Source organism: Dietzia sp. UCD-THP, assembly GCF_000349585.1.
GTDB lineage: Bacteria > Actinomycetota > Actinomycetes > Mycobacteriales > Mycobacteriaceae > Dietzia > Dietzia natronolimnaea_A.
Genome location: NZ_AOSR01000043.1, coordinates 1 through 13,544, shown reverse-complemented (window position 1 = coordinate 13,544; position 13,544 = coordinate 1). Strand labels below are relative to the sequence as shown.

The 13,544-nt window shown below is 62.1% G+C and carries 7 protein-coding genes; 5 read left to right on the top strand and 2 right to left on the bottom strand.

Going from position 1 to position 13,544, the window contains the following annotated elements:
• Positions 1 to 2: 2 nt before the first annotated feature.
• Together H483_RS38455 and H483_RS25045 are read right to left on the bottom strand one after the other, a co-directional pair.
• Entirely contained in the window at positions 3 to 1,328 is a 1,326-nt protein-coding gene (locus tag H483_RS38455) for a restriction endonuclease subunit S (RefSeq protein ID WP_081615113.1), read from the bottom strand.
• Positions 1,325 to 2,707 (bottom strand): class I SAM-dependent DNA methyltransferase, encoded by a 1,383-nt coding sequence (locus H483_RS25045; protein WP_081615112.1) that lies wholly within the window; start codon positions 2,705 to 2,707, stop codon positions 1,325 to 1,327. The genes H483_RS38455 and H483_RS25045 overlap by 4 nt, the downstream gene beginning before the upstream one ends.
• A 23-nt stretch (positions 2,708 to 2,730) precedes the next feature.
• On the opposite strand from H483_RS25045, the gene H483_RS25040 reads away from it, so the two are divergent.
• The 5 genes from H483_RS25040 to H483_RS25025 all read left to right on the top strand — a co-directional run bounded on the left by H483_RS25040 (position 2,731) and on the right by H483_RS25025 (position 13,525).
• A complete protein-coding gene (locus H483_RS25040) occupies positions 2,731 to 4,128 on the top strand; it encodes a site-specific integrase (protein ID WP_193746848.1) in 1,398 nt (465 codons plus the stop codon).
• A 5-nt stretch (positions 4,129 to 4,133) separates the two neighbouring features.
• Positions 4,134 to 5,930 carry a hypothetical protein gene (locus H483_RS25035; RefSeq protein WP_152427878.1) on the top strand — a complete coding sequence of 599 codons (1,797 nt, stop codon included), beginning with the start codon at positions 4,134 to 4,136 and terminating at the stop codon, positions 5,928 to 5,930.
• 491 nt (positions 5,931 to 6,421) lie between these two features.
• Positions 6,422 to 8,005 carry a hypothetical protein gene (locus H483_RS25030; RefSeq protein ID WP_238556235.1) on the top strand — a complete coding sequence of 528 codons (1,584 nt, stop codon included), beginning with the start codon at positions 6,422 to 6,424 and terminating at the stop codon, positions 8,003 to 8,005.
• The gene (locus tag H483_RS39105) at positions 8,002 to 8,445 is read left to right on the top strand and encodes a hypothetical protein (protein ID WP_152427877.1); all 444 of its coding nucleotides are present in this window, start codon (positions 8,002 to 8,004) and stop codon (positions 8,443 to 8,445) included. Before H483_RS25030 ends, H483_RS39105 begins: the two co-directional genes overlap by 4 nt.
• A 163-nt stretch (positions 8,446 to 8,608) precedes the next feature.
• Positions 8,609 to 13,525, top strand: a complete 4,917-nt coding sequence (locus H483_RS25025) for a DEAD/DEAH box helicase (protein WP_031264618.1) — start codon at positions 8,609 to 8,611, stop codon at positions 13,523 to 13,525.
• Positions 13,526 to 13,544: the final 19 nt, after the last annotated feature.

Here is a 13,544-nt window from a genome sequence, read left to right as displayed (position 1 = left end):
GATTACACAGCCTCCCTCACGTCGATCTTCCCCGTCACGGCATTGGTGATCAATGCTGAGCGGTACTCGCGTAGCACATCGATCATCTCGGTCGACTTGTCGATGAGGGAGTCGACCGTGCTCGTCTTTACTTTAAGCGCCTCGACAATTTTTGTCTGTTCGTCAACTGGCGGCAGCGGGATTTGAATCGCAGCGGCGTCCGCTTGATATATCGTCTGGTGAGTCGACCCCATCATCAGGGAGTCAAAGTAGGGCTTCATGGCGCGGAAAACGAATGCTAAGAATTCTGGAACCAAGCTCGTCCCGCAAATCCAGTTCCAGAAGTCCTGGCTGGTTGCCATCGGAATCGGCATTATTCCGCTGAACCCAACCGATGCTGTCCGAGAGAGTATTACTGTCCCAGCGGGGAGCAATTCAGCGGCCGAGTTGGCGAGGCCGAGGGAACTAATTTTGCCCGCGGTCTCTCCGAGGTAGAGCTGGCGGCCACGGCGTAGCTGCCAAACGTCGGCCAGTGTGAACCATGGGATGTGCGTGTTTTCCCAGAACTCCGGTTCTTGACGGCTGGGTGTGTGCCCCGTCTTCATTGTGGCGTGATGGCGAAGCCGAGCGACTTCCCAGTGTGCGGGGACGTCACCCATCCACTGGATTCCGGACGGTTTGTCGGCCACGCCGGGTGTGAGTCCCTTGGTGACCGCGTGGGTGATCGTGGCAGCGCGATCCTCCCGCATGGTGGCGATGAGCTGGTCCTGCTTGTCGATCAGCGCATCGATCTTGGCGGTCTCGCGATTAAGAAAGTCTGCAATCGCTCTCTGCTCTATCTCAGACGGCACGGGAGTTTCGAATGACCGAATGTGCTCATCCGGCACGCGCTTTAGACCTCCCGCACCTGTCATCGATGCAATGCTCGCCTGACGAAAGTGGTCAGATCTGACCAGGTAGTAAAGAAAGCCAGGGTAAAGACCCGCGCTAGCCCTCAGGGTTGTCACCTCGGTGGATCCAAATCCGTGCCCATTCGGAAGTGTGTCGACCAGCGCTGCCTTCCCATTCTCGAAGCACGGAGTGACCTTCGCCATCAGCACATCGCCGTTCGCAAAGTAGGAGTACCCAGTCAGTAGCTCCCTGACTGGGCGTTCTCGGGTTGTGTCGAGCGAGCCATCTTCGCCGAGCGCCTCCATCGGAACGAACGGAACCAGACGGTCACTCTGAGCTCGAAGATCGGCAGGCGTCGCGGGGTTGACCTCAAGTAGGAAGCGGAGCTTCGTCGTTGCCCAGGTGCTTGAGGCTTGAACTGCGTGAGTTTCAGTCGGCGTGCTACTCGCGGTGGTCATGCCCCCACCTCCGAGAGCATGACCTGGATCTCTGTCACGAGCTGGCGGAGGTCCTTCTGGATTTCCTCTAGGGGGCGTGGCGGGGTGTAGCGGTAAAAGTGCCGCGTGAACGGGATCTCGTAACCGACGCGGGTCTTGTCGTGGTCGATCCACGCGTCCGGCACGTGGGGCAGGACTTCGCGGGCGAAGTACTCCTCGATGTCCTCGGCCAGCGGGACGTTCTCGGTGTCACGGAGCGAGGTGTCCGGTTCGGGATTGCCTTTAGCGGTGATGACGTCGGCCTCGGGATCGTGCTCCCCGATCGTCGTCCAGATCGTCTTGATCACCGGGGCGCCAACCTTCGCCATGCCGGCGGACTTCAGCGCAGTCTTGAGCTCGGACACGAAGGCGTCACGGTTGGTCCACGAGCGGCCCGCGAAACCGACGAGGGCGCTGCGGATGGCGTCTTGATCGGCCGGCGGCAGCTTGGCGATCGCCTTAGTCACAAGCAGGTGTTCGGCGGTGTCGTCGGCGACATGGAAACGTAGCTGCAGGGGGCGTTCCACTGTGATGGTGCGGTATCCGAACTCCGAGTTGGTGAACACCTTTGAGAGGGCGGGCGCCTCGTCGTCGTTGTCGTGGTTCTCAAAGCCGTCGTAGAGTTCGCAGATCTTCTTGATGTCCTCTGGGCGCAGCTCCTTGCGCTTGGAGCCCAGGGACTTGCGCATCTTGCCGAACATCTCGACCGCGTTGATGAGCTGGACCTTGCCCTTGCGCTCGGCGGTCTTGGCGTTATCCAGGATCCAGACGTAGGTGGAGATGCCGGTGTTGTAGAACATGTCCGTCGGCAGGGCGATGATCGCGTCCAGCAGGTCGTTCTCGATGATCCACTGCCGGATGTTGGACTCGCCGGAGCCGGCCCCGCCGGTGAACAGAGGCGAGCCGTTGAGGACGATCGCCAGCCGGGAGCCCTTGTCATCCGGGGAGCGGATGGGCCGCATCTTGCTAACCAGGTGCATAAGGAACAGCAGGGAGCCGTCGGAGACCCGCGGCAGGCCGGCACCGAAACGGCCCGCGAAGCCCTGCTGCTCGTGCTCGTCCTTGACGGCCTTCTGCTGGGTCTTCCACTCCACCCCGAACGGCGGATTCGACAGCAGGAAATCGAAGTGCTCGCCGTGAAAGCCATCATCGGTGAGCGTGTCACCGTTGTAGATGTTGTCCACGCCCTGGCCCTTGATCACCATGTCCGACTTGCACATGGCGTATGAGCGAGAGTTGACCTCCTGGCCGTACAGCACCGGCTTGGCGTCGGGGTTCATCTCCACCAGGTGGTCGTAGGCCACCGACAGCATGCCGCCGGTGCCGGCGGCGGTTATGAGTACCGTTGGGGACACTCTCATTGGGCGACGGAAGGTCTCAGACGATGGCGGTACATCTCGCCTTCACGGACTGGAGTCTTGTCGATTCAGAGCTTCGACTTGAGTTGTCGTCAGAACCGCATGGTTCGCACCTGGTTCAAGATGGAACGCCGGTCCTCTTGGACGACTCACTGTGGCCGATGGAGCCATGGTCGTCATTCCTTCGGACCTATGGCCAGTCGACCAGTGACAACACCCTCCGCGCGTATGGCAGGGACGCCCACCAGTTCGCCAGGTACCTCGACGCACGCGGTATCCGACTTCAAGATGTCGAGCACCAAATTCTCGTCGACTACCGGGACCACCGATTTGCGCAAGGCATTAGTCAGCGCACGTGGGGCCGTGAACTGGTGGTGATCCGGGCGCTGTTCAACTACGTCATCCAGATCGGTCTGCGCCAGGACTTGCCCTGGATCCAGGTCGGAAGATACTCCGTCGCGAACCCGCGCATGACGCACCAAGAGATGGACGTCCGCGCGCTGTCCAAGGAGCAATGGGAAGCCTTCAGACGGGTCGGGCTGGGAGGGGAATTGCCCGACGGCTCCATGGATCCGGCGTTCCGCGGTCGCGAGACCGGCCGTGATGTCACGGCGGCCGAACTGGCCCTGACCACCGGAATGAGGCTGCAGGAGTGGAGTTCCCTGCTCACGCTGGAGCTCCCAGAGCGAACCGATGCTGGAGCGACGGTCTACCTGGAAGCCACGGCCAAGAACCAGCGTCGGCGGGCCGTATACATCCCCTCCGGCACCATGCGCATTGTCGACCTGTACCGGGCAACGGAGAGGGCGGAGCTGATCCGTAGAGCCCAGAAGGGCCTTGTCGCTAGGCGATCCGAGCTGGCGGTGGTCGAGTCAATCGACCACGGGGGCGGCCGCCTCAGGTATCGGGTGGGCGGTGTGGTGCACAAGAAGGTTCTGGAGCGGATCCCGGTCGGCCACCGCAGGGTCCTGGTCGAGGACCGCGATGGTGTCATTGAGCCCCTGTCGTTGTTCCTGGGTCGGGGTGGATTGCCGCCGTCGCGGCGCAGTTGGCACGCCAAGTTCCACTCAGCCAACCGTCGACTGACAGGCTTCCGCGAGGAGTTGCCCGGGATGCCAACCGCGGTCACCCCCCACGATCTTCGCCACACGTTTGCCGTGGTGCTGCTGAGGAGCCTGCAGCGCCGGGCGTTAGAGCACGAATCCACGCGGCAGAAGGTCGGGACCGGAACGATCAGCGAGCACATCATGTTTAACCCATTGCTGACGCTGCAGCGCCTGATGGGCCATGCCTCGCCCTCTACGACGATGGTCTATCTCCGGTACGTCGACGAGTCGCACGAGCTCATCCAGCGGGCGTTCGAGCAGTGGGACGACCCGCTGCTGGAATACGCGGACTACGTTCTAAACGACATGGGGCGGTGACGCACATGGACGTGGACCTCACGCCGCGCACCATCCGGTTCGGCCTGGACCGGCGGAATGCCACCACGATCACCCCCACCGAATACTCCTGTTCGCGACTGGTAGCCGAGATCGCCGACGGCTGGCTGGGGTATCACGAGTCAGTGGGCTCGCAACCTGCGACCACGGCCAACCGGTCATCTATTCTTCGAAAACTGGGTCGACACCTGTCTCGGCCCGAAGACAGCCAACTCACCCTCCACGGTCCCGGCGAAATGCTCACTCAGCGGTTGCACGACTGGGAACAGCACCTCATAGCTAGCTCCGGGCCAACGAGCAGGGTTCCGAAGAAGCACGGACTAATGGTTCGCAAATACGTGCTCCACTACCTCGCGTCCCGGCGAGTGAAGAACGAGCTGCTGCAAGCGTGGGCAACCGCGCCCAATCTCGACGGCCAAACCCGCCTCGACCGGCCGCTGGACGAGTTCAGCAACCGCGAACGCCTCACCCTTGAACGCACGAGCCGAGCCGTGGTTCGCCAGTGCGAGGCCCTTCTGCAAACCGGCAGGGACCTGCTGGCGCACGGCCGGGACCCCCGGCAGCACGGGTGGAACGAAGTCCCGAACGTGCTTTGGGGCTTGGTGAATCTGCCGGAGGGAGAAATTCCGTACGGCCAGGTGGAACTGTTCACCAGCGCCACCGCCGCCACTTTTCTCGACGAACACGGCATCATCTCCCGTTCAGGACAAGTGCCGGAAAGCCACCCCCTGTTCTCGCTGCTAGCGCCCCCGGACCACTACGCCATCGCAGTCAGGGTGCTGCTCCACCTAAAGACAGGTTGGGCACCGGAAGAGACCAAAAACCTGCAACGTACCGACATCGAGTACACGGACACCCATGTGCTGGTTCGGGCCCGCAAGCTGCGAACGCCGCGGACACGGACCCACTCACTTCCGTCGGCCGCCACGGACGAGTCTCCCGGCTGGTCCGCTGGCGACCTCATCCGCCGGGCTAGACGATCGTACGAACTGGCCCACACCCTGGCAGAGAACGAAGCGTTCTGGGTCGGTTCCGTGCGTCGCGCCCGTCAGGCGACCACCGTGTCTGGACATCGTTGGCTCCACCACCAGAACGGGCCGCCGGTGGCCTCAATCGCGAGCCTGGTGGCAACGTACGGGCTTGACATTTCGGAGCCTTACGACCTGCGCCGACTGCGCAAAACCGTCAAGAGCGCCAGGGCTGTACTGCTGGGTACCCTGGCCGGCGCCGCCGGCGATGACCACACCGTGGAAGTCTTCCGCAATCACTACGCTCACTCCACCACGGTGCATGCTGTCTCGGCCGCCACGGTGCGCCGCGTTCAGGAACAAACCTTGAGCCGAGCTATCGGACCGGTCTTGATCCCTGGACTCGCATCCGAGATCACCGCGACAGTCCCGGCCGGCCCCATCCGGCAGGTGGCCCGGGACGTAGCCGCAGAATCCGCGACTGACCGGCAACTGTCGGTCTCCGGTTGCGCCAACCCGCATGCGCCCCCGCATCGCGAAGCCGGTCAAGTCTGCATGGACGCACCGTCGATGTGCCTGCGGTGCCCAAATGCAATCGTCTTCACCGACCACATCCCCCGACTGCTGGCCTACCGGCAGATCCTGAAAGAGCTGTCCAACTCTCTTGCACCACCACAGTTCGCCGCCGTCTACGGACAGCAACTGGCCAACCTCACCGAAATACTCGAGCGCTTCCCCGACGACACGATCGCGCAGGCCGCGGGCACACCGGTTCGCCTGCACCTGCCCCTCAACGAACGAGCGAGCCATCGATGAACCAGCCAACCGTCACTACGCCAGGCGAGGCCTCGCCGAGTTTCGCCGACGACGAACCGGTGATCCCCAGGAGCCTGCGCACCGCCGATGGCCCGGTCCCATGTTTCGGAGACACCGGCCGGTGGGACTGCACCTCGATTGCTAGGGCGCCCAACCAACCCCCGAGTGCACACGTACTCAACTTCGAGGCCTTAACCGGGGACTGGAATCTAGTGGCACGTCTGCTGACAATGATGCTTCTCAATCCAACCCACCCGGTCTTACGTGCCCGAGGGGTCTTCAGGTCGACCCGACCGGCCGCCATCAAGACCATCCGTACGCACCTGGACGCAATTCGCCTGCTCCAAGCCTGGGCCACCGACACCGGGAGGGCCCCCCGCTTATCGTCCTGGGATCAGGCTGATTTCGCCGCCTACTTTGGTTTCCTGGAATCTAGCCGCAGTCCTAGCACGGTCCGGAGCTCATCCGACCTGCTTCGGATCCTGACCACCATGCGCCCACTTGCTCCTGACTTAGTGCCTTCGGTTGAGATCGAGCCTCTAGCAAAACGCTCAGGTGCCACCGAAATCCGAACCCGTCCGATCGAGCCAGATTCGTTCTGGCCCTTAGTGCGGGCTACCTGGGCCTACATCGACGTGTTTGGCCCGGATGCAATCGCCGCCCAGAAAGAGATCGACACGCTAGAAAGCACGCGCCACACCGATGGCGATCGCCTCGCGATGGGTGAGTACGACCGGCTCATCGACGCCTGGATAAGCGGGCCGGATTCGTTCATCCCGTTGCATGTGGGCGCTATGGGACGCGGGGTGAAAGACGAGGTCAACTGGGACGGACTGGCCCTACTCGTCTTCCCGGGCAAGATGCGCACCAATATGTTCAACACCCCGCCGGGAGTAGCCCGCCGGCAACGGGTATTAGATGCAGTCGCCGGCGGCTTGCCCACTCGGCACGGGATCACCCGCGCGGTCACCCCCCGGCTTGTAGCCCGGCCCGACGGCACCCAAATGCCGTGGTGCGCCGGATTCGACAAACACTCGGCCAGCTATGAAGTCACCAAGCTCAGGGCGGCCGCCTACATCTTCACCAGCATCATGACGATGATGCGCGACAGTGAACTGCAGGGCCTCGCACCCGGTTGTCTGGGCACACGCCAAGGGGCACCGGTCGTACATAGCCGGGTGTACAAGCACCAAGATCCCGGCGGCAGCGAACAAGTGTGGTGGGTAAGCGAACCGGTGGTGCAAGCGATCAAGACTGCAGAGCAGATCGCCCTACAGCCCGATAGAATCTTCGGGTCCATTCGCGGCGGTGACATCCGGGACCTGAGGGGCTTCGACGTCCACGACGAAATTCAGCGGTTTATTCAGTGGGTCAACGCAACCGCCGTCGACAAAGGGCTCGAACCGATCAGTGATGTCCGCATCGCTCCCCACCGATTTCGGCGCACCATGGCGGTGATCACTGCCAACGAGCCCGACGGGGAGATTGCTCTGGGTATCACCCTGAAACACAATGCGACCCGCGCCCTGACCAACGCAACTACCAGCGGATACGGTGCGCCGACGGCCGCATGGGCCCGGGAGTTCGGGCACGAAGCCCAGAATGCCACCGCCGCCGAACTCGTTTCCGAATGGTCTCAGCATGCCGAAGGCCAGCGAATCAGTCGTGGTCCAGGAGCTGCGGCATTCAATTCCGGGCTGGACCACGTCACCCGCCAGTACGAGCAGTCACCCGCCCATATCGGCGACGACCGAACCCTGCGCAACTTGCTGCGCGACGAGTTCTCTGACCTGAGGATCGGGACCTTGAACCACTGCCTTGGCGCAGCGAACAAGGCCGAATGCCTCAAAGGGCTCCCTGACGATGCCAAAGCTGGCGGGCCTATACCCAGCCTATGCAGCCCGGTCACCTGCCGGAACTCCGTCATCACCGAACGGCACACCGCAATCTGGCAGTCCGAGCAGGATGAACTTGAACGGCTGCTTTCCGACCGACGGATGGCACCCGCCCACCGTGAACGACTGGAACAGCAACTAGACCTAGTCCGTCGAATCACCGGACAGGAGCCGCGATGAGCACCGACGCATCCCCAGGCCCCCGCGTTTCCGCGGCTACCGAGCAACGGCTTAGACAGGCCATGCAACGCCTGCTCGATGGCCGGCCCGAACACTGCGACGGCGCACTGACAAAAGCTAATCTCGCCCGTGAAGCCGGCACCAGCCCCGCAACCCTGTACCGAGCCAAAGAAGTCCTGCAGGACTGGGATCGCCAGGTCACGGCCACGACCCCTCGAAACCCCGCAGTAGCCGAAGTCGAGGCCCGGCTCGCCGAGGCCAACCTCCGCGTCCGCACACTTCGCCGGAAAAACACAGAGCTGCAGCGGCAGCTCACCGCATCCATCACTGTTACTGCCGAACTGCACGCCTTGCTGGCTTCGGAACGACAGGCGAACAGCCGGCGAGCCTCACCGGTCTCGCCATTGCGCCCAGGTTCCGCTCCCAGGACCGGAATCTGACGCCACTCGACGAGTTCACGTTTGGGAAGGGTCCAGCGCCGAATTGGGTGACGGTGCACAGTACCGGTTAACAACCCGGATCAGCGCCGAAGTTTGGACCGATCCATCCTCAGCCGAGTGGGTTGTGGCAGTTCGGCCACGGCGATGGTCGACAATGGTGCCCATGTCATCGTTTGCTCAGGTCATTGACGCGTTCCGCCAGGCTCCGAATACAGTCGAGATGGGGACGAAGTTCGAGCAGCTGATGGTGCGCTACTTCGAGCTCGATCCGACCCTGTCACGCGAATACGACGCGGTGTGGCAGTGGATGGACTGGCCTGACCGAGACGGCAAGCCCGACAACGGCATCGACCTAGTGGCCCGCGTGCGCGATACCGGCGAGTACGCGGCAATTCAGTGCAAGTTCTACGCGCCCGATCACACCTTAACCAAGGCGAACATCGACTCATTCTTCACCGAGTCGGGCAAGGCCCCGTTCACGCGGCGAATCATCATCTCCACGACCAACAAGTGGGGCAAGAACGCACTGGCAGCGCTTGAAGGTCAGACCGTGTCGGTGCAGCGGATCGGCACCGAACATCTCGAGGCCGCCCCGATTGATTGGGACATCGCCTGGCCCAAGGGTGAGCTCTCGATCGACCTGTCCCCGTCAACGCCGCATGAGCTGCGTCCCCACCAACAGACGGCGGTGGACAAGGTGTTCACCGGCTTCGATGAGGGAAACGACCGGGGCAAGCTTGTCATGGCCTGCGGTACTGGCAAGACCTTCACAGCTCTCAAGATCGCTGAACGCACCGCAGCCGACAATGGGGGACGGGCCAGGATCCTTTTTGCGGTCCCCTCGATCTCACTGCTGTCACAGACGCTCCGGGAGTGGTCTGCCCAGTGCCAGCTAGATATGCGCTCGTTCGCCGTCTGTTCAGACAACAAGGTCTCCCGCGCTGCGGAGGACTACGCCACCGAGGACGTGGCGATCCCGGTGACCACCAACCCTGCTGTGCTGGCTGAACGAATGGGCAAGGGTAAGCGGGCCGCCGGATTGACAGTCGTCTTCACCACGTACCAGTCCCTTCCGTCAGTTGCGGCTGCGCAGTCCGAGCACGGGGTGGATCCGTTCGATCTGGTGATCTGCGATGAAGCGCACCGCACCACCGGCGTCACCCTTGCCGGCGATGACCCATCGAACTTCACCCGCGTTCACGACGCAGACTTCCTTAGAGCTCACCGCAGGCTTTACATGACCGCGACACCGCGTCTGTTCGATGACACCACCAAAGCCAAGGCCGAGGACCACTCCGCGGAGATCTCATCCATGGACGACCTCGAGATCTTCGGCCCCGAGTTCCACCGCCTCGGCTTCGGAGAAGCGGTCGACAAGGGCCTGCTCACCGACTACAAAGTGCTCGTGCTGACCGTGGATGAATCGGTGATGGCACCACGCATGCAGGATCAGTTCGCCGTCGACGGAGAGCTCTCTCTGGACGACGCCTCGAAGATCGTGGGCTGTTGGAACGGCCTGGCCAAACGCGCTGGCGCCACCGCTTCGGGAGAATCCTTTCCACCCGGTGCGCAGCCGATGAAGCGGGCCGTCGCGTTCGCCAAAGACATCGCCTCGTCAAAGCAGATCGAAGCAATGTTCCCCGCCGTCGTGGGCGCCTACCAGGACCTGCTCGACGACGCCGAAGATGACGGTCGCGAGATCTTGGAGACCAACCGGAATCTGAGCTGCCAGGTCCACCACGTCGATGGCACCTACAACGCGATGCGCCGCAATGAGGAACTGTCCTGGCTTAAAGCGCCCGTCGCCGACGACGAGTGCCGCATCCTGACCAACGCCCGTTGCCTGTCCGAAGGCGTTGACGTCCCGGCCCTGGATGCGGTGTTGTTCCTGCACCCCCGTAACTCCGTAGTCGACGTCGTCCAATCCGTCGGCCGCGTCATGCGTAAATCCGCCGGCAAGGACTACGGCTACATCATTCTTCCCGTCGCCGTCCCCGCCGATACCCCACCATCACAGGCACTGGCAGACAACAAGCGGTTCAAGACCGTGTGGCAGGTCCTCAACGCTCTTCGCGCCCACGACGAGCGCTTCAACGCGATGGTGAACTCCATCGCCCTCAACACCAGCAATGCTGATAAGGAGCTCGGCAAGGGCACCTCCCAGCTCCTCGCCGGCAACATCTCCGCGGCCACCGACCACGTCGACGGCCACGAAACAGCAGAGACTGCGAAGAAGGACGACAAAGCCTCCGCGACGCAGATGGCCCTGTTCTCCCTGTCCGAATGGCAGGAAGCCATCTACACCCGAATCGTCGACAAGGTCGGCACCCGCACCTACTGGGAAGACTGGGCCTCAGACGTCTCCGACATCTCCGCCCGGCTCATCGCCAGAATCAACGCCATCCTCGACGCCGCCGACCCGGCTCTCACCCATAGGTTCGAGGACTTCGTTCAAGGACTCAAAGACAACCTCAACGACTCCATCGGACGCGACGATGCGGTCTCGATGCTGGCCCAGCATCTGATCACTAAACCCGTCTTTGACGCCCTCTTCGAAGGCCACGACTTCGCCGCCCACAACCCGGTCTCCCGCGTCATGCAAACCATGGTCGACGCGCTATCCGGCAGCGGCCTGGATTCAGAAACCAACTCTCTAGAAAAGTTTTACGCCTCCGTACGTGTGCGCGCCTCCGAAGTGTCCTCCGCTGAGGGTAAACAGCAGGTCATCGCCGAGCTCTACGAGCGGTTCTTCAAGCTCGGTTTCGCCAAACAGGCAGATGCCCTCGGCATTGTTTACACCCCGGTTCAGATCGTCGATTTCATTCTGCGGGCCGCCGACCACGCTTCCCGCGAAGCCTTTGGCCGCGGCCTAACCGACGAGGGTGTGCACATCCTCGACGGGTTCACAGGCACAGGCACCTTCGTGACCCGCCTCCTGCAATCCGGGCTCATCCACCCTGACGACCTCGCCCGTAAGTACGCCAGCGAACTGCACGCCAACGAGCTCATGCTGCTGGCGTACTACATCGCTGCGGTCAACATCGAAACCACGTACCACGCCCTGACCGGCGCCAGCATCGACGATTATGAGCCGTTCCCCGGCATCGTGCTGGCCGACACGTTCCAGATCTCCGAAGCCGACGACGGCCTCGACCTCAACGTGTTTCCCGCCAACAATGACCGCATCACCCGCCAGCTCGACACCCCGATCAACGTCATCGTCGGGAACCCTCCGTACTCCGTTGGCCAAGGCTCAGCCAACGACCTCAACGCCAACCTCGGATACCCCACTCTCGACTCGCGCATCACCGACACCTACGCCAAGCTCTCCACAGGCTCGAACAAGAACAGCCTGTACGACTCCTACCTGCGCGCATTCCGCTGGGCCACCGACCGCATCGGCAACCAAGGAATCGTCGCCTTCGTCGCCAACGGCGGATGGATCGAGAACAACACCTCGGACGGAATCCGTCTCTCCCTCGTAGAAGACTACGACCGCATTTACGTCTACAACCTCCGCGGCAACATGCGGAAGTCCAACTGGAAAGAAGAGGGAGGCCAGATCTTTGGCGGAGGCTCCCAAACCACTATCGCCATTTGGATCGGCGTAAAAGACCCTAGCCACATAGGGGACTGCGAGATTCTCTACCGCAGCATCGGCGACTACCTCTCTCGCGACGACAAACTCGCCACCATCGACACCGCCACCCTGGAGAACCTCGACTGGCAGAGCATCGCCCCTAACAGCCATGGCGACTGGATCGGGCAACGCGACGACGTCTACGGCGCCTGGCCCGTCCTTGGGACAAAGAAGGCCGGCGACACCACAGTCCGCTACTTCCATACCTATTCAGCCGGACTGCAGACCAACCGAGATCCATGGGTGTACAGCTACTCGCGCCTACGACTCGAAGACCAAGTACGAACTCTCATCGACAACTACAACCGGGCCGCCGTCGATTTCGCCACTTATAAAGGGCAACAGGGCTTGACGAAGGCAAACGAAAAGACCGTCAACACCTTTCTCGCCGCGCACCCCGAGCACGCCGACGAAAAGACCATCAAGTGGTCCTCGAGCCTCAAGTCCCGCGCTGCACGAGGAGAGCGAGCACAGTTCAACCACGACCGAATCGTCGAGGCTGTCTACCGGCCATTCAGTCGCCAACACGCGTACTTTGACGCCATGTTCAATCATCGACGAGGCGAGCTCGCGTCGATGTTCCCCACCCCACACCACCACAACATGGGCTTCTACGTGGTTGGCGCTGGCAGCGACAAGCCATTCAGTCTGCTCATGTCAGATCGGATCGTCGACCTCGCACTGTGGGGTTCCAGCAGCGGTCAGTTTTTCCCTCGGTGGACGTATGTGCCCGCCGGGTCATCCGATGGCGGGTTCGATCTCGGGGAACAGGGGTCAGTTGACGAGTTCGGCTATCGGCGAGTGGACAACATCACCGACGACATCGCCGCGGTGTACTCCGAAGCGCTCGACGGACCCGTGAACAAAGACGACATCTTCTATTCTGTCTACGCTCAACTTCACGATCCCGGCTACCGCACCCACTACGCAGCGGACCTCAAGAAGATGCTGCCTCACCTACCGCCGCCCTACTCACGCGGACGGTTTAATCAGCTCGCCAACTGGGGCAGGCAGCTTGCAAACCTGCACGCCGGGTACGAGAACGTCGAGCCATGGCCGCTGGATGTAACCGTCAAACCGGGCGTCGACGACTGTGACCGCACCACCTGGCGGGTCGAGAAGCTCAAATTCAAGTCCAAGACCGACCACACCACGATCATCTACAACCGCCACGTCACCATTTCCGGGATCCCCGACGACGCCGAGCGCTATCTGCTCGGTTCACGCACCGCGCTCGCCTGGCTCATCGACCGCTACCAAGTCAAGACCGACAAAGCCTCAGGCATCGTCAACGACCCCAACGATTGGGCCGACGAACACGACGACCACCTCTACATCGTCAACCTCATCGCCAAAGTCACCCGCGTCGCTGTCGAGACGATGGAGATCGTGGACCAGATCGTCGCTGACTCGGACTATGAGACGGATACAGCGCTGTAACTAGGGCGTGTCTCCCATA

Coding starts and splice junctions, on each gene's coding strand:
- H483_RS25035 (WP_152427878.1), top strand. CDS start 4,134: ATGGACGTGGACCTCACGCCGCGCACCATCCGGTTCGGCCTGGACCGG.
- H483_RS25030 (WP_238556235.1), top strand. CDS start 6,422: ATGCGCCCACTTGCTCCTGACTTAGTGCCTTCGGTTGAGATCGAGCCT.
- H483_RS25045 (WP_081615112.1), bottom strand. CDS start 2,707: ATGAGAGTGTCCCCAACGGTACTCATAACCGCCGCCGGCACCGGCGGC.
- H483_RS25040 (WP_193746848.1), top strand. CDS start 2,731: ATGGCGGTACATCTCGCCTTCACGGACTGGAGTCTTGTCGATTCAGAG.
- H483_RS25025 (WP_031264618.1), top strand. CDS start 8,609: ATGTCATCGTTTGCTCAGGTCATTGACGCGTTCCGCCAGGCTCCGAAT.
- H483_RS38455 (WP_081615113.1), bottom strand. CDS start 1,328: ATGACCACCGCGAGTAGCACGCCGACTGAAACTCACGCAGTTCAAGCC.
- H483_RS39105 (WP_152427877.1), top strand. CDS start 8,002: ATGAGCACCGACGCATCCCCAGGCCCCCGCGTTTCCGCGGCTACCGAG.